Raw genomic sequence first — 17198 nt, forward strand, 5'->3', positions numbered from 1 at the left:
GGCCCGCGATGTCCCCGCCCAGTGCCCCGGCCCACTAGAAGACGGGGCCGATTCTTTACCCCGGCCCGGAAAACCGTTTGCTTCGGGCCACCGTCCGAGGCGAACCTTTCACGGTTTGTTACCGCCGCCTGTTTCTCCTGGCTTCGGACCCGCCCGCGATCTCGCCCGCGCCACCCTCGCGCCGATGGCGGCACCGCGTCGGACCCGAGGCCCAGGAACCGACGGCCGCCGCTTCCGAGTCCTGGGACGTCATGCAGATTCGCGATCTTCCGTATTCCGACCCCGGCGTCCCCGATGCCCGGTCAGGGCCGCGCTTCCTGCTGTGGCTGGGCCGCAACCAACTCGGGGGACAACTCAACTCCCTCGCCTGGGGCCTGCTGCACTTCGGCTCCATCGCGGGCCTGCCCTACATGGTCGGCATCGCCGTCGAAGCCGTGCTCGACCGCTCCGGGTCCCGGCTCGCCCTCGCGGGCGCGCTGATCGTGCTGCTCGGCGCGGCGATCGCGCTGGGCGACACGATGCTGCACCGCACAGCGGTCACCAACTGGATCACGGCAGCGGCCCGTGTGCAGCAACTCCTCGCCCGCAGGACCGCCCTGCTCGGCTCCGCGCTCACCCGGCGCGTGGCGGCCGGTGAGGTCGTCGCGGTCTCGACGGGTGACGTCGAGAAGATCGGCTGGTTCGTCGAGGCACTGTCGCGGTTCGCCGCGGCCGCCCTTACCGTCGTCCTGGTCTGTGTCGGCCTCCTCGTCTACCAGCCCGCGCTGGGTGTCGTCGTCTCGGTGGGCATCCCGGTGCTCGCGCTGTCCGTGCTCCCGCTGCTGCCGCGCGCCACGCGCCGGGCGGACTTCCAGCGCGAGAAGGCGGGGCGGGCCACCGAACTGGCGTCGGACACCGTCGCCGGGCTCCGGGTGCTGCGCGGCATCGGCGGTGAGGAACTCTTCCTCGACCGCTACCGCCGCGCCTCCCAGGAGGTCCGCACGGCCGCGGTGCGCAGCGCCCGGATGTGGGCCGCGATCTCGGCGATCCAGGTCCTGATGCCGGGGCTGCTCCTGATCGCGGTCGTCTGGCACGGCGTGCACCTCGCCCGCGAGGGGCGGATCACGGTCGGCGAACTGGTCACCGTCTACAGCGCGGTGATGATGCTCAACTATCCGCTCCGGCACTTCGAAGAGATCGCCATGGCGTACTCCTTCTCCCGCCCCTCCGCGAAGCGGGCGGCGCGGGTGCTCTCCCTGGAGCGGACGGTGACGCGGTCGGCAGAGGGGGCGGACGCCCACTCTGGGCACGCCGAGCACGCCGAGCACGCCGAGCCCTCTGAGCAGTCGGGGCACTCGGGGCAGGGCTCCGGGCGGTTGGAGCGCGCCGAGCGTCCGGCGCCGGGCGGCGGGGCCCGGCCCACCGGTGATCTGTACGACCCCGTGACGGGACTCCTCGCCGAGGCCGGTCGCTTCACCGCCGTGGTCTGCGGCGACCCGGACGAGGCGGGCCGACTGGCCGAACGTCTCGGCGGGCATCCCTCGTTCGAGGAGGCCGAGGGCTTGCCCTCCGTACGCCTCGGGGACGTACCGCTCGACGATCTGCCCCTCTCCGCCGCCCGCACCGCCGTCCTGGTCCAGGACAAGGACCCCGTCCTCCTCTCCGGAACGCTCCGCGCGCTCCTCGACGTCCCGTCATCCGGAGCCGTCACCCCCGAGGAGGCCCTCGCGGCGGCGCAGTGCGCGGACGTCCTGGACGCCCTGGCACAGGCCTCGGTGGACGACGACCCGATGGCCGCCCACCTCACGGAACGCGGCCGCTCCCTCTCCGGAGGACAACGCCAACGCCTCGCCCTGGCCCGCTCCCTGGTCACCGACCCCGAGGCACTCGTGCTCGACGAACCGACGTCCGCCGTCGACTCGCACACCGAAGCGCGGGTCGGCGACGGCATCCGGCGGCTGCGGGCCGGACGCACCACCGTGGTGCTCACCTCGTCGCCGCTGCTCCTCGACCGCGCCGAACGCGTCGTCTTCCTGGCCGACGGCGAGGTCGCCGCGGTGGGCGCGCACCGCGAACTGGTGCACAGCGAACCGCGATACCGCGCGGTCGTGACCCGCGACACCGACGACGAGCGCGCCCGTGTGGGCGCCCTCAAGGAATTCGAGATCGAGGAGACGGCATGATCGGCCTGGCGCCACCGGAGTACGACCCGGCGGCCCCCACGACGGCGGAGACCCTGCCCATCGGGGCGACGGCGACCGTCCGCACCTACGTACGCGAGCTGTTCCAGCGCCACCGCCGGGCCTTCGTCCTGCTCATCGGTGCGAACACGCTCGCCGTCGTCGCCTCGATGGTCGGCCCCTACCTCCTCGGTGACCTCGTCGAGAACGTCTCGGACAGCGCCCGCGACCTCCATCTGGAGCGCACCATCGGCCTGTTCGCGCTGGCACTCGCCGTGCAGGCCTTCTTCGTCCGCGAGGTGCGGCTGCGCGGCGCGATGCTCGGCGAGCGGATGCTGGCCGACCTGCGGGAGGACTTTCTCGTACGGTCCGTCGGGCTGCCGCCGGGGGTCCTGGAGCGAGCCGGGACCGGCGATCTGCTCTCGCGGATCACCACGGACATCGACCGGCTGGCCAACGCCATGCGCGAGGCCGTGCCGCAACTCGCGATCGGCGTGGTCTGGGTGGCGCTGCTCCTCGGCGGACTCGTCGTGACCGCGCCGCCGCTGGCACCCGCCGTCCTCGTCGCCGTGCCGCTTCTTGTCGTGGGCTGCCGCTGGTACTTCAAGCGGGCGCCCTCCGCGTACCGTTCGGAATCCGCCGGGTACGCCGCCGTGGCCGCCGCCCTCGCCGAGACCGTCGACGCGGGCCGCACCATCGAGGCCCACCGGCTCGGTGCGCGCCGCATCGAACTGTCGGAACGCCGCATCAAGGAGTGGACCGCCTGGGAGCGCTACACCCTCTTCCTCCGGTCGGTGCTCTTCCCCGTGGTCAACTTCACCCACACCACCGTGCTCTGCTCGACGCTGATGATCGGCGGGGTCTTCGTCCTTCAGGGCTGGATCGGCGTGGGCCAGCTGACCACGGGCGTGCTGATCTCCCAGATGCTCGTCGACCCGCTGGGGCTCATCCTGCGCTGGTACGACGAGTTGCAGGTGGCCCAGGTGTCGCTGGCCCGGCTCGTCGGCGTGCGCGACATCGAACCTGACGCGGGCGACGCCTCCGTCGTCCCGCAGGGACGCCACGTCCTCGCGGACGACGTGCACTTCGGATACCGCGCGGGCGTTGACGTGCTGCGTGAGGTGTCCCTGGCGGTCGAGCCCGGCTCGCGCGTCGCCCTGGTCGGCCCGTCGGGTGCGGGCAAGTCGACGCTCGGCAGGCTGCTCGCCGGCATCTACGGGCCGCGCACCGGACAGGTCACCCTGGGCGGCGCCGCGCTGTCGGCCATGCCCGCCGAGGGGGTCCGCGCCCATGTGGCGCTGGTCAACCAGGAGCACCACGTCTTCGTCGGCTCCCTGCGCGACAACCTCCTCCTCGCCAGGACGGGGGCACGGGACTCCGAACTCTGGGCCGCGCTCGGCGCGGTCGACGCGGCCGACTGGGCGCGGGGCCTCGACGAGGGCCTGGACACCGAGGTCGGCTCGGGCGGCTTCGCGCTGACCCCGGCGCAGGCGCAGCAGATCGCTCTGGCCCGTCTCGTCCTCGCCGACCCGCACACGCTGGTCCTCGACGAGGCCACCTCGCTCCTCGACCCGCGCGCGGCACGGCATCTGGAGCGCTCGCTCGCCCGTGTCCTGGACGGCCGCACGGTCGTGGCGATCGCCCACCGCCTGCACACCGCGCACGACGCGGACGTCATCGCGGTCGTCGAGAACGGCCGCATCAGCGAACTCGGCAGCCACGACCAACTGGTCTCCGCCGACGGCGCGTACGCGGCGCTGTGGCGGTCCTGGCATGGGTAGGGGCGGCGGTCGCTGATGCTGTTGACGGGGTGAGGGCAACTGCGTGGTGGGTGAGGGCTGAGCTGTCCTCACCCATCCCACAAGGCGCTCTACTCCCGCCGCGGCAGCCGTAGTTAAGGTACGCGGATGGCTGCATCGCCCACGGATCCCGGCACCCCCGACCGTCGCGGCCCTGCCCGCTACCTCTGGTGGGTGATCGCCCGCCAGCGCCGACGGGTCGCTGCCGGAGCCCTGTTGGGCAGTGCGTGGATGATCGGCCTGACCCTCCCTCCGTACCTCTTGTCGCGCGCCATCGACGACGGCTTGCGGCCCGGCGATCAGGTCGCGCTGGCCGGTTGGGTCGCGGCGCTCTTCGGAGTCGGGGTGCTGAACGCCGGGCTCGCGATCATGCGGCATCGCACGATGACCCGGATCCGGCTCGACGCCTACTTCCGCACCGTGCGCGTCGTCGTCGACCACGCCACGCGGCTCGGCGCCGCGCTGCCGCGCCGCGTCTCGGCGGGTGAGGTCGTCACGATCGGGAACTCCGACGTGGGCGTGATCGGCCAGACCCTGACCGTGACAGGCCCCGGCGTGGGCGCGGTGCTCGGCTACTTCGTGGTGGCCGCGCTTCTGCTGTCCGTCTCCCCTCTGCTCGCGGTGGTGGTACTGCTCGGCGTGCCCCTGCTGGCCTTGCTGGTCGGCCCGTTCCTCGGCCGGCTGCAGGGCGCCGAGACCGCGTACCGGGACCGCCAGGGCACCCTCGCCGCCGTGCTCGGCGACCTGGCCGGGGGGCTGCGGATCCTCAACGGCCTCGGGGGCAAGGGCGTCTTCGCCGCCCGCTACCGCCACGGCTCGCGGCAACTGCTTGACGAGGGCTACCGCGTGGGCTCGTCGGTGAGCTGGATCCAGGCCTTCGGGCTCGGCCTCCCTACGGTGTTCCTGGCCACGGTGACCTGGCTCGCCGCGCGCATGGCCGCGCAGGGGACCATCACGGTCGGCGAACTGGTCGCCGTCTACGGCTACGTCGCCGTCCTCGTCGTACCGGTGTCGTTCTTCATCGAGAGCGGCTACGACATCGGCCGGGGCCTGGTCTCGGCACGGCGGGTCGTGCACTTCCTGAACCTGGAACCGGAGGGCTTCACAGCTTGGGCTCCGGATGGGGAAGGGGCGGGCGAGGTGCATGAGAGCGGGCTGGGCACAAAGGTTTCCGGCACAGGTGTCGACCCCGTCGACGCGCCCGAGGCACCGGCCCCGCTGCGTGACCCCGTATCCGGCGTGGAGGTCTCGCCCGGCATCCTCACCGCGCTCGTCAGCGCCCATCCATCCGATGCAACGGATGTCGTCGACCGCCTCGGCCGCTTCACCCCCTCCCCCACCACGTGGGGCACCGTCCGCCTCGACTCCGTCGCCCTTGACCAGGTCCGCGCCAGGATCCTCGTCGCGGACAACGAAGCCGACCTCTTCGCCGGTACGTTGCGCGCGGCGATCTCCGGCCGCCGTGCTCCCGACGAGCGGACGCTCGCCCGTGTCATCGACGAAGCCGTGGCCGGCGACGTCGTGGTCGGCCTGCCCGGCGGGCTCGACGCCCGTCTCGACGCCCACGGCCATAACCTCTCCGGCGGCCAGCGTCAGCGCGTCCGCCTGGCCCGGGCCTTGCTCGCCGACCCCGAGGTCCTGCTGGCCGTCGAACCCACATCGGCGGTCGACGCCCACACCGAGGCCAGGATGGCGTCCCGTCTGCGCGCCGCCCGCAGCCGCCGCACGACCCTCGTGACCACTACATCTCCCCTCGTCCTCAACCAGGCCGACGTCGTGTACTACCTGGTCGAAGGCCGAGTAAGCGCCGTCGGCCGCCACGCGGATCTGCTGGCCGCGCACCCCGACTACCGGAGCGTGGTGTCGCGCGGCTCCGTCGAGCAGCCCCCAGCGCGTGCGGCAACCGAGCAGATCGCGGAGGCGCGAGCCCCGGAAGATCACGGCCCACCAGCACCACAAGACCATCAAGATCCCCGCCCCTCCGCCGAGCCGACTCACGAGACTCTCCGATGACGCCGCCCAGCCGCGCGGACGGCCCCGAGGCCGCGCCGGGGCTCCTGCCCATAGCCGACCGACGCCAGGTCCACCGCGCCGCGCTGCACCTGATACAGCGGGACGCACGCGCCTTCACCACCATGATCGTTTTCAATGCGCTCGCCGCGGCCGCGGGCCTCGTCGGGCCGTGGCTCCTCGGCCGTATCGTCAACACGGTCAAGGACGGCGGAGGTGTCGAGGCCGTGGACCGCCTCGCCCTCGGCATCCTCGTGGGAGCCGTCGCCCAGCTCCTCCTCGCGCGCCATGCCCGCTACCTGAGCCACCGCTTCGGTGAGCGCACCCTGGCCCGCATCCGCGAGCAGTTCGTCGACCGGGCCCTCGCGCTGCCCGCCTCGGTCGTCGAACGCGCGGGGGCGGGGGACCTGACGGCTCGCGGCACATCCGACGTCGCGACCGCCGGCCAAACGCTGCGTGACACCGGCCCCGATGTCTTCGTCGCGGCCGTGCAGGCCCTGTTCATCCTCGGCGCGGTATTCCTGCTCGATCCGCTGCTCGGCATCTGCGGTGTGCTCGGCCTGACCGGCATCTGGTTCGCCACCCGCTGGTACCTGCGGCGTGCGCGCTCCGCCTACCTCGACCAGGGGGCAGCTCACTCCGCCCTCGCCGAGGTGCTCTCCGCCACCGCCTCCGGGGCGCGCACCATCGAGGCCTTTGGCCTGCGGGAGCGCCGCATCGCGGAATGCGAGGACGAGATCAAGCGGTGCGTCATCGCCCGTGAGCGCACCCTGTTCCTGCGCAGCGTCCTCTTTCCGTCCATCGACATCTCGTACGTGATCCCGGTGGCAGGCGTGCTCCTCATCGGCGGCGCGATGCACGAGCAGGGCACAGTCAGCCTGGGCACGGTGGTCGCCTCTGCGCTGTACCTGCGCCAGCTCTCCCAGCCGCTGGACACGATCTTGCAGCGGGTCGAGGAGTTGCAGAGCAGCGGCGCGGCCTTCGCCAGGGTCGAAGGCCTGGCGGCCGCCCCGGCGGGGACAGCCACCCCCACGACCCCGGCCACTCCTTCTCCCGGTGACACTTCCGAGGACGACCGCATCGACCTCGACGGCGTGTACTTCGCGTACGGCGACGGCGCCGACGTCCTGCGGGGCGTAGACCTGTCCATATGCCCCGGCGAACGCCTCGCCATCGTCGGCCCCTCCGGGGCGGGAAAGAGCACCTTGGGGCGCCTTCTCGCGGGCATCGACACACCGACCAAGGGCACGGTGACCATCGGCGGTGCCCCCATCGCCTCCCTCTCTCCGGACCGACTGCGCCGCCAGGTCGTCCTCGTCACCCAGGAGCACCACGTGTTCCTCGGCACCCTCCGGGACAACCTGCTGATCGCGGCCGAGTCCGCCACGGACATGGAGCTGCACGCCGCGCTCGCCGCAGTCGGCGCCGACTGGGCGGAGGAGCTGTCGGACGGTCTGGACACCGAGCTGCGTGCCGGCGGCCATCGGCTGAGCGGGGCGCGGACCCAGCAGCTGGCGCTGGCCCGAGTCGTACTCGCCGACCCGCACACCCTGATACTCGACGAGGCCACCGCACTTCTGGACCCGACGACAGCGCGCCACACGGAACGGGCCCTGGCCGCTGTCCTGCGTGGGCGGACCGTCATCGCCATCGCCCACCGGCTGCAGACGGCCCACGACGCGGACCGCGTCGCGGTCATGGAGGACGGCCGGGTGACAGAGATCGGCACCCATGAAGACCTCGTGGCGGCCGGCGGCTCCTACGCGGCGCTCTGGCACTCCTGGCACGGCGACCGCCCGCCGACCAACAGTGCCCACGCGGACGCCCCCGGCACAGGGACGGACCCGCTCGCCACCGAAGCCCGACACCACCGGCCCGGCAGCTGAGCCGCGGCCCGCGCTTCCCCTGCCCCTACGGCTCCCGAGCCTCAGATGAAGTTGAGCGCGGCGGCGCCGCCCACTCCCCCGAGCAGCATGAAGACCGGCATCAGCACCTTCAGCTCGATCCAACTGCCGGCCCGGAAGCGCAGCGCCTTCGGCGGCCCGATCGGATACCAACGCTTGCGGCCGATGGGAATGGGCCACAGGATCGGGCAGCCGGAGACCGTCAGCGCGTCCCCGAGGTCGTGGACCAGCGCGCCGAGGACGATCGGCAGCCCGAGCCACAGATACTCCTGGCCGGGCGCGGTGAAGAGCCAGTCCGAGCCGTTGCCGGGCTTGTCGAGGACCCCGGCGAGGATCCAGGCGCTCGTCGCGGCGAGCAGCCACACCAGCACATCGCTGCTCGACCCGCGCGCGGCCCGCCACAGCAGGCCTTCGATGGCGAGGACCATATGGACGAAGAGGAGCGCGAGGACCGCCCAGCGCCCGCCGAAGATCGCCAGGGCGGAACCGCCCGCCCCTATCAGCACCGCCCACAGCCAGGTGTGCGTCAGCGTGCGGTGCCCGCCCGAGCGCCGCGGGTCGCCCTGCTTGCGCGTCGCCTTGTAGACGGCGTACGAGAGCTTGTCGACGATCTCGCACACCCCCCGCGAGATCGGCCCGAAGGCGCGCGAGATGGTCGCCGACTTGTGGTCGAGGTCGGGGGCGAGCGCTGCCCCGGCACAGATCAGGGCTCCTACGAGGAGGACCGGCCAGGGCATCGTGTGCCCCGCGGCCGCCGCGGCCGCGCCGACGCCGAGCCAGGCCGCAGCCCCCGACAATGAGTGTGCCGGTCCCATCATTGCTGCCGCCCGCCCCATTTCCATTGTTCTGACGCCCCGTTGGCGACACAGCGTAACCTTCGTGATCTTCGCGGGGCCCTCCGGTTCCCTGATCCGGTGAGAAGGAAGGCAAGATGGGGGTGTGACCCTTATCGATCAGCTGCCGCCGGATGCCGACCCAGATGCCCTTTTCGAAGCCTTCTCGTCGTGGGCCGAGAATCAGGGGATCACTCTCTACCCGGCCCAGGAGGAGGCGCTGATCGAGGTGGTCTCCGGAGCGAACGTGATCTTGTCCACTCCGACCGGCTCGGGCAAGAGCCTGGTCGCGGCGGGCGCCCACTTCACGGCCCTCGCCCAGGACAAGGTCACCTTCTATACCGCGCCCATCAAGGCACTGGTGTCGGAGAAGTTCTTCGACCTCTGCAAGCTCTTCGGCACCGAGAACGTCGGCATGCTCACGGGCGACGCGTCGGTGAACTCCGACGCCCCCGTCATCTGCTGCACGGCCGAGGTCCTCGCCTCCATCGCGCTGCGGGACGGCAAGCACGCCGACATCGGCCAGGTCGTGATGGACGAGTTCCATTTCTACGCCGAGCCGGACCGCGGCTGGGCGTGGCAGATCCCATTGCTCGAACTGCCGCAGGCGCAGTTCATCCTCATGTCGGCGACACTCGGCGACGTCTCCATGTTCGAGAAGGACCTCACGCGCCGCACGGGTCGGCCCACCTCGGTGGTGCGGTCCGCGACACGGCCCGTTCCGCTGTCGTACGAGTACCGGCTGACGCCGATCACCGAGACGCTCACCGAGCTGCTCGAGACCAAGCAGGCGCCCGTCTACATCGTGCACTTCACGCAGGCCCAGGCCGTCGAGCGCGCCCAGTCGCTGATGAGCATCAATATGTGCACGCGTGAGGAGAAGGACAAGATCGCCGATCTGATCGGCAACTTCCGCTTCACCACCAAGTTCGGCCGCAACCTCTCGCGCTACGTGCGTCACGGAATCGGCGTGCACCACGCGGGCATGCTGCCCAAATACCGCCGCCTGGTGGAGAAGCTCGCCCAGGCAGGGCTCCTCAAGGTCATCTGCGGCACGGACACTCTCGGCGTCGGCGTCAATGTCCCGATCCGCACGGTGCTGTTCACGGCGCTGACCAAGTACGACGGCAACCGTGTCCGCACGCTGCGCGCGCGGGAGTTCCACCAGATCGCCGGGCGTGCCGGGCGTGCGGGCTTCGACACCGCGGGCCTGGTGGTCGCGCAGGCGCCCGAGCACGTCATCGAGAACGAGAAGGCGCTCGCCAAGGCGGGCGATGATGCGAAGAAGCGCCGCAAGGTGGTCCGCAAGAAGGCTCCCGAGGGCTTCGTCGGCTGGACGGAGAACACCTTCGAGAAGCTCATCGCCTCCGAGCCGGAGCCGCTGACCTCCCGCTTCCGGGTCACGCACACCATGCTGCTGTCCGTGATCGCCCGCCCCGGGAACGCCTTCGAGGCGATGCGTCAGCTCCTCGAGGACAACCACGAGCCGCGCAAGCAGCAGCTGCGGCACATCCGACGGGCCATCGCGATCTACCGCTCGCTCCTCGCCGGCGGTGTCGTGGAGAAGCTCGACGAGCCGGACGCCACGGGCCGCGTCGTACGTCTGACCGTCGACTTGCAGCAGGACTTCGCACTCAACCAGCCGCTGTCGACGTTCGCCCTCGCCGCTTTCGAGGTCCTGGACCCCGAGTCCCCTTCGTACGCTCTCGACATGGTGTCCGTCGTCGAGTCCACCCTCGACGACCCGCGTCAGATCCTCGCGGCCCAGCAGAACAAGGCGCGCGGCGAGGCCGTGGCCCTGATGAAGGCGGACGGGGTCGAGTACGAGGAGCGGATGGAACGGCTTCAGGACATCACGTACCCGAAGCCGCTGGAGGAGCTGCTCTTCCACGCCTACAACACTTACCGCACCAGTCACCCGTGGGTCGGCGACCACCCGCTCTCCCCGAAGTCCGTCGTCCGTGACATGTACGAACGGGCGCTGTCTTTCACCGAGTTCACCTCCTTCTACGAACTCGCCCGCACCGAGGGCATCGTGCTCCGCTACCTCGCCGGCGCGTACAAGGCCCTGGAGCACACCATCCCGGACGACCTGAAGTCCGAGGACCTGGAGGATCTGATCGCCTGGCTGGGCGAGATGGTCCGTCAGGTCGACTCCAGCCTCCTCGACGAGTGGGAGCAGCTGGCCAACCCCGAGGTCATGACGGCCGAGGAGGCCCAGGAGAAGGCCGACCAGGTCAAGCCGGTCACGGCCAACGCCCGCGCCTTCCGTGTCCTGGTGCGCAACGCGCTGTTCCGCAGGGTCGAGCTGGCCGCCCTCGACCACGTCGAGGAGCTCGGCGAGCTGGACGGTGAATCCGGCTGGGACGCGGACGCCTGGGGCGAGGCCATGGACAAGTACTGGGACGAGTACGAAGATCTCGGGACGGGCCCCGACGCGCGTGGCCCCAAGCTGTTGCTCATCGAGGAGGATCCGGAGCACGGTCTGTGGCGCGTCCGGCAGACGTTCGCCGACCCGAACGGCGACCATGACTGGGGCATCAGCGCGGAGGTCGATCTCGCGGCTTCCGACGAGGAGGGCCGCGCCGTCGTCCGGGTCACGGACGTCGGCCAGCTCTGAGGGCCCCGAGGATCCGCGTGTCCCGGACAGGAGTCGAGGAACTGTCATGAACAATCCCGCCGAACGGCTGGTCGACCTGCTTGACCTGGAGCAGATCGAGGTCAACATCTTCCGCGGCCGCAGCCCCCAGGAGTCGTTGCAGCGGGTGTTCGGCGGACAGGTCGCCGGGCAGGCCCTGGTGGCAGCGGGCCGCACCACTGAGGGCGACCGCCCGGTGCACTCGCTGCACGCGTACTTCTTGCGCCCGGGGCGCCCGGGGGTGCCCATCGTGTACCAGGTCGAGCGGGTCAGGGACGGGCGCTCCTTCACCACGCGCCGCGTCACCGCCGTCCAGCAGGGCCGCACCATCTTCAACCTCACCGCCTCCTTCCACCAGCCCGAACAGGGCGCCTTCGAACACCAGCTGCCGCCGCGCATCGCCGCTCCCGATCCGGAGTCGCTGCCGACGGTCGCTGAGGAGATCAAGGCGCATCTCGGCGCGCTCCCGGAGCAGCTGGAGCGCATGGCCCGGCGTCAGCCCTTCGACATCCGCTATGTGGACCGGCTGCGCTGGACCGCCGAGGAGATCAAGGATGCCGAGCCACGCAGCGCGGTGTGGATGCGTGCCGTCGGCCCGCTGGGCGACGACCCGCTCGTGCACACCTGCGCGCTCACCTACGCGAGCGACATGACACTCCTGGACGCCGTGCGCATCCCGGTGGAGCCGCTCTGGGGCCCTCGCGGGTACGACATGGCGTCGCTCGACCACGCCATGTGGTTCCACCGTCCTTTCCGGGCGGACGAGTGGTTCCTGTACGACCAGGAGTCGCCCATCGTGACGGGGGGTCGTGGCCTCGCGCGCGGCCGTATCTATGACACCGAGGGCCGGCTCCTGGTCTCGGTCGTTCAGGAAGGGCTGTTCCGTCCGTACGGGGAACGCCACATGGACAGTCCGACAGCGGGCGCGTGAGCGGCAGGGGACCTGTACGGGAGGCATGGTGCGACGGTTCGATGTGGCTGAGCGCCGGGCGCGCCTGGCTTCGCGCCATCGGTTGACGGCCGACACCAGGGCGGACGATCCGGTCGAGGTGGCGCGGTCCCTGCTTGCTCTGCACGGCACCGATCCGTCGTCGGTCTACGTGGGCGCCTGGGCGCGCATGCGGGACGGCCACGTGAGGGACGTGGAGCGGGCGCTGTACGAGGACCGGTCTTTGATCCGGTTGCTGGGGATGCGCCGCACGGTCTTCGTGGCCTCCCTTGATGTCGCTCCCGTACTGCAAGCCGCGTGCTCGCGCGCGGTGGCTGCCCGGGAGCGCCACCTCCTCCTGGCGATGCTGACGGAGGCCGGCGTCGCCACCGACGCGGCCGAGGCCGCGGCATGGCTGACTGCGACCGAGGAAGTGGCGCTGCGGGCGCTCGAGGAACGAGGCGAGGTGACCGCGGCCGAGTTGGCGGACGAGGACCCGCGCCTGGGCACTGTGCTGGTGCTGTCGCGCGGCAAGAGCTACGAGGGCCGGCAGAAACTGGCCAGCAGGCTTCTCCTGCTGCTCGCGGCCGAGGGCCTTGTCGTGCGCGGCCGCCCGCGTGGCACGTGGACCTCGCATCAGTACCGCTGGGCCCCGCTGACGGACTGGATTCCCGGTGGGCTCGCCGACTGGTCCACCCAGGAGGCCGAGGTCGAGCTCGCCCGGCGCTGGCTGCGGACGTTCGGTCCGGCACCGGCGGATGATCTGCGCTGGTGGGCGGGGTGGACCAAGACCCAGACGAAGCGAGCGTTGAGCGAACTGCACCCCGTCGAGGTCGACTTGGACGGGGTGACCGGCCTGCTCCTTCCCGATGATGTGGCAGAGACTCCCCAGCCCGAGCCGTGGGCCGCCCTCCTGCCGGCGCTCGACTCGACCCCGATGGGCTGGCAGAACCGCGGCTGGTTTCTCGGCGACCACGGCCCTCGCCTCTTCGACAGGAACGGCAACATCGGTCCTTCCCTGTGGTGGAACGGCCGTATCGTCGGCGGCTGGGCCCAGGACAGCCACGGCGAGATCGTCTGCCGGTTCCTCGAGGACGTGGGAGCCGACGCGCGGAGCGCCGTGGGGACGGAGGCCGAGCGCCTTACTTCGCGGCTGGGCGGAGTGCGGCTCACCGCGCGTGCCAGAGGCCGGACATGGCTCGAGGAGGAACTGGCCGCTTGACGACCGCGGGGCAGACTTACGGTGGAGCAGTTCAGGCATGGCGCCTCCATCCAAAGGGGGTCCGAGATGAGCAACGCAGACAGCTCGACGAATGACGCGGACAGCGCGTGAGTACGGCAGCGAGGGGGACGGGCAGATGAGCGGGAAAGTCGTCGACGACAGGGATCAACTGCTTGGCGAGGCCGTTGGCCTACGCCAGGCAGGCAAACGGGAGGAAGCCCGAGAGCGCCTTGTCGCCCTCTCCGCGCGGTTCCCGCAGGACGCGGAGATCGCTTACCAGACCGCGTGGGTCCACGACACGCTGGGCCTTGAGGCGGAAGCGGTTCCTTACTACGAGCGTGCGCTCGCCGGGTCGGGACTCTCCGACGACGACCGCCGCGGAGCGCTTCTGGGGCTCGGCAGCACCTACCGGGTCCTTGGCCGTTACGAAGAGGCCGTCGCCACACTCGGCGACGCGGCGGCCCGGTTCCCCGAGGACGGAGCGCTCAAGACGTTCCTGGCCATGGCGCTGTACAACACCGGCCGGGCACATGACGCGATGGAGATCCTGCTGACTTTGCTCGCGGCCACGAGCAAAGCTCCGGAGATCGCGGGATACCGGCCGGCGATCGAGGAGTACGCCAAGGACCTCGACGCCACGGTGTAGCGGCGGCGCCGACACCGTCGCCCTGACGGCATCGTCCTACGCCCGCCTACGGCGCAGCCACTTCAGCAGGCCACGCGCTTCCTGAACCGAGGTGTCGATGGTGACGTCCCTCAGCAGCTCGAGCTCTGGAGTGGGAGGCGCCGGTTCGACCATGGGGCGCGGCGCGGGTCGGGGCGCCGGGCGTTGCGCGCGGGCCTGGACGAGGCCGATCAGCAGGCTTGAGCGCAGCCAGCGGATCTCGTCCGGGTCGTCCGCCGTCGTGATCCTCTCGACGATTCGCGCCACGGGCGAGTCCGGTGCTCCGTTGGCGCGTGGCAAGGGCTTGAGCCGGTTGAGGTAGGCGCGTTCGTAAGGATCCCTGATGGTCTCCGCGAGCTGCACCGGATCCAGCAGCGAGGCCATGGCGGCGACGCGCTCCCACGGATCGTCGGACTGCCTCAGCAGGAAGTCCGCGTGGCGGCCCCGCCAGTTGCGCGCCCTCAAGTCCTGGCCGTCCTCCAGTCGTTCACGCAGCGCTCCCGGCATGCGTCCGGTGAGAAGGTCGGTATTGGTTTCGGTCTCGGCGAACTGCCGTAGTTCCTCGGCGAGATAGAGCCAGACAACAGCTCGATACCGGTTCAAGTAAAATTTTACCGGAACCAACGCACCAACTCGGGCGAGACGGGTGAAGCGGGCCGGGCTGATGCCCATGAGCCTCGCACCCTCTGTGGTGCCCACGGCTCTGATGCCTTCTCGCAGCGACTCGGGGAACCCTTCGCTTCCGCGCACGCGGTCGATCTCTTCGCGCGTGACGCGCCGCTGACCGCCCGTCCCGTCCCCGACGGTGCGGATGCGTCCCAGCACCACCGCGAGATCGAACTCGCCACGCTTGAGGCCCAGTTCCCTCGCGGCGCCGCTCGGCGTCAACGATGGCCGGACGGCCGTCGCGGTGGCCGTCTGCGTGACCGTGTCACTTGTCATGATGGTTCTCCCCCGTGAGACGTGCTTGCTCTCGGGAAAAACCGTAGCCCGACCACCGCGATCCTCGCTCGGCCTGTGGATAACTCTTGTCGTGGCAGCGTCAGTGCTGGTCAAGCACCGACGTCAGGCTTGTCGGAAGGTGGCGTCAAGGCTGGTCAGAGGTCCACGACAGGCGTGCGTTCCGGTTGCCGGGCCCCCACGCCCAGATGTTCGCCGACACGGTTCACGAGCAGTGTCATCTCGTAGGCGACTTGGCCGATGTCGGCCTCCGCGGCGCTCAGGACGCAGAGGCAGCTGCCGTCGCCCGCCGCCGTGACGAAGAGGACGGCGTCGTCGAACTCGATCATCGTCTGGCGCACGTTCCCGGCGCGGAAGTGGCGCCCCGACCCCTTGGCGAGGCTGTGAAGTCCCGAGGAGACCGCGGCGAGATGCTCCGCGTCCTCGCGCTTCAGATCGGAACTCGCGCCCGTCACAAGCCCGTCGTTGGACAGCACCAGCGCGTGCCGTACATGCTCCATCCGCTGTGTCAGGTCGTCCAGCAGCCAGCCAAGCCCCGAGTTCTGCCCCATGATCCCGTCTCCCCGCGTCCGCTCCCCCTGGCTGGAGGATCTGACCTGCCAGCCTTCCCCACGTCCGGCGCCCCGGCAAGCATGATGGGGACATGGCACAGAAGATGACCGATGAACAATGGCGGGCCTTCGTCTCGTACGGCACGCGAACCGGCAAGCTCTCGACGGTCAGGGCGGACGGCAGCCCGCACATCGCACCCATCTGGTTTCTGCTGGACGGGCAGGACCTGGTGTTCAACACCGGCAAGGAGACGGTGAAGGGCCGAAACCTCGCCCGCGACGGACGCGTCGCCTTGTGCGTGGACGACGATCAACCGCCGTTCGCCTACGTCGTTCTCCAGGGCCGCGCCGAACTGATCGAGGAGATCGACCAGGTTCGGCACTGGGCGGCCCGGCTCGGTGCGCGGTATATGGGCGAGGACCGGGCCGAGGAGTTCGGCAAGCGCAACGGCGTCCCCGGGGAACTCCTGGTGCGCGTGAGGATCGACAAGGTGCTCGCGTCCTCCGGAGTCGCCGACTGAGGTTCAGCCCACCGAGTCGAGCAGTCGGGCGGTGTGCATCCGCCCGGCGTACTCGACCAGCCGTATCAGCACCTCCTTCCCCGAGTCGCGGTCCCGCGCGTCGCACAGCACCACAGGCGTGCCACGGTCGAGGTCCAAGGCCCGTGAGACATCCTGCGCGCCGTACGTACGGGCGTGCGCGAAGCAGTTGACGGCCACGACGAACGGGATTCGCCGGTGCTCGAAGTAGTCGACCGCGGGGAAACAGTCCTCGAGCCGCCGCGTGTCCGCGAGGACGACGGCGCCCAGGGCGCCCTGCGACAGTTCGTCCCACAGGAACCAGAAGCGGTCCTGTCCCGGAGTACCGAAGAGGTACAGCGAAAGTCCCGACCGGATGGTGATGCGGCCGAAGTCCATGGCGACGGTCGTCGTGGTCTTCCGGTCGACACCCTCGGTGTCATCCACCGACTGGCCTGCCTCGCTGAGCAGTTCTTCGGTGCGCAGGGGACGGATCTCACTGACCGCTCCGACCAGGGTGGTCTTGCCCACCCCGAAACCGCCCGCCACCAGGATCTTCAGTGCCATGGCGGCGGTCTCGCCGTCCGCGGCTTCAGAGAGCTCGGAGACCATCGATCACCTCTCGGAGGATCTTTTCATCGGGAAGCTGTGCGGGCGGCACCGGTCGGCTGACCTTGACGAAGCCCATCTCCAGCAGGTCGCCGAGCAGCACCCTGACCACGCCCACGGGCAGATCGGCGCCCGCGGCGAGTTCGGCGACGGACTGTGTCTCGGCGCGGCACAGCCCGATGAGCGCCCGGTGTTCGGGGCCAAGAGCGGTGTCGTCCCCGAGGCCCAAAGCGTCCGCATCAAGCGTCACCAGTGCGATCAGGTCGAATCGGACGCCGGACGGTCCCGGATCGGTCCGTCCGCCCGTCATCGCATAGGGCCGGACGAGGGGCCCGGCTTCGTTGTCGTACCACTGGCTGTCCACCTGACGCGGCGGGCCGTCTGATTCGTTGGTCATGGCTAC

General features: G+C 70.4%; 14 protein-coding genes. 9 read left to right on the top strand and 5 right to left on the bottom strand.

Annotated features, from left to right (window positions below):
* Window positions 1-251: 251 nt before the first annotated feature.
* The 4 genes from GKQ77_RS01185 to GKQ77_RS01200 all read left to right on the top strand — a co-directional run bounded on the left by GKQ77_RS01185 (window position 252) and on the right by GKQ77_RS01200 (window position 7854).
* Window positions 252-2162 carry an ABC transporter transmembrane domain-containing protein gene (locus tag GKQ77_RS01185; RefSeq protein WP_219686691.1) on the top strand — a complete coding sequence of 637 codons (1911 nt, stop codon included), beginning with the start codon at window positions 252-254 and terminating at the stop codon, window positions 2160-2162.
* A complete protein-coding gene (locus GKQ77_RS01190) occupies window positions 2159-3940 on the top strand; it encodes an ABC transporter ATP-binding protein (protein ID WP_219686692.1) in 1782 nt (593 codons plus the stop codon). Before GKQ77_RS01185 ends, GKQ77_RS01190 begins: the two co-directional genes overlap by 4 nt.
* Window positions 3941-4066: 126 nt before the next feature.
* Window positions 4067-5971, top strand: a complete 1905-nt coding sequence (locus GKQ77_RS01195; protein ID WP_219686693.1) for an ABC transporter transmembrane domain-containing protein — start codon at window positions 4067-4069, stop codon at window positions 5969-5971.
* Complete coding sequence (locus GKQ77_RS01200) at window positions 5968-7854, top strand: ABC transporter ATP-binding protein (protein WP_219686694.1); 1887 nt, start codon at window positions 5968-5970, stop codon at window positions 7852-7854. Before GKQ77_RS01195 ends, GKQ77_RS01200 begins: the two co-directional genes overlap by 4 nt.
* Window positions 7855-7895: 41 nt before the next feature.
* Here the strand turns inward: GKQ77_RS01200 and GKQ77_RS01205 are convergent, their stop codons facing one another.
* Window positions 7896-8690, bottom strand: a complete 795-nt coding sequence (locus tag GKQ77_RS01205; RefSeq protein WP_219686695.1) for a metal-dependent hydrolase — start codon at window positions 8688-8690, stop codon at window positions 7896-7898.
* 121 nt (window positions 8691-8811) lie between these two features.
* Here GKQ77_RS01205 and GKQ77_RS01210 point away from each other — a divergent pair, with 121 nt between their 5' ends.
* The 4 genes from GKQ77_RS01210 (at window position 8812) to GKQ77_RS01225 (ending at window position 14139) form a co-directional block, all read left to right on the top strand.
* Window positions 8812-11325: a DEAD/DEAH box helicase gene (locus GKQ77_RS01210; RefSeq protein WP_219686696.1), complete on the top strand. Its 2514-nt coding sequence runs from the start codon at window positions 8812-8814 to the stop codon at window positions 11323-11325.
* Window positions 11326-11371: 46 nt separating this feature from the next.
* Complete coding sequence (locus GKQ77_RS01215; RefSeq protein ID WP_219686697.1) at window positions 11372-12274, top strand: acyl-CoA thioesterase; 903 nt, start codon at window positions 11372-11374, stop codon at window positions 12272-12274.
* Window positions 12275-12299: 25 nt separating this feature from the next.
* A complete protein-coding gene (locus GKQ77_RS01220) occupies window positions 12300-13493 on the top strand; it encodes a winged helix DNA-binding domain-containing protein (RefSeq protein WP_219686698.1) in 1194 nt (397 codons plus the stop codon).
* Between the two features lie 136 nt (window positions 13494-13629).
* Window positions 13630-14139, top strand: a complete 510-nt coding sequence (locus GKQ77_RS01225) for a tetratricopeptide repeat protein (protein WP_219686731.1) — start codon at window positions 13630-13632, stop codon at window positions 14137-14139.
* Between the two features lie 36 nt (window positions 14140-14175).
* On the opposite strand, the gene GKQ77_RS01230 is transcribed toward GKQ77_RS01225, so the two are convergent.
* Together GKQ77_RS01230 and GKQ77_RS01235 are read right to left on the bottom strand one after the other, a co-directional pair.
* On the bottom strand, window positions 14176-15099 hold the full coding sequence (locus GKQ77_RS01230; RefSeq protein ID WP_219686699.1) for a DUF6397 family protein: 924 nt from the start codon (window positions 15097-15099) through the stop codon (window positions 14176-14178).
* A gap of 155 nt (window positions 15100-15254) precedes the next feature.
* Window positions 15255-15668: a roadblock/LC7 domain-containing protein gene (locus GKQ77_RS01235; protein WP_219686700.1), complete on the bottom strand. Its 414-nt coding sequence runs from the start codon at window positions 15666-15668 to the stop codon at window positions 15255-15257.
* 92 nt (window positions 15669-15760) lie between these two features.
* Between GKQ77_RS01235 and GKQ77_RS01240 the strand changes: the two genes are divergently transcribed.
* Window positions 15761-16189, top strand: coding sequence for a PPOX class F420-dependent oxidoreductase (locus tag GKQ77_RS01240; protein ID WP_219686701.1), 429 nt, complete (start codon window positions 15761-15763; stop codon window positions 16187-16189).
* 3 nt (window positions 16190-16192) lie between these two features.
* On the opposite strand, the gene GKQ77_RS01245 is transcribed toward GKQ77_RS01240, so the two are convergent.
* Both GKQ77_RS01245 and GKQ77_RS01250 read right to left on the bottom strand, forming a co-directional pair.
* Window positions 16193-16798 (bottom strand): GTP-binding protein, encoded by a 606-nt coding sequence (locus GKQ77_RS01245; protein WP_219686702.1) that lies wholly within the window; start codon window positions 16796-16798, stop codon window positions 16193-16195.
* A complete protein-coding gene (locus tag GKQ77_RS01250; protein ID WP_219686703.1) occupies window positions 16779-17192 on the bottom strand; it encodes a DUF742 domain-containing protein in 414 nt (137 codons plus the stop codon). Before GKQ77_RS01250 ends, GKQ77_RS01245 begins: the two co-directional genes overlap by 20 nt.
* Window positions 17193-17198 lie beyond the last annotated feature (6 nt).

Source organism: Streptomyces anatolicus (genome assembly GCF_019400875.1).
GTDB lineage: Bacteria > Actinomycetota > Actinomycetes > Streptomycetales > Streptomycetaceae > Streptomyces > Streptomyces anatolicus.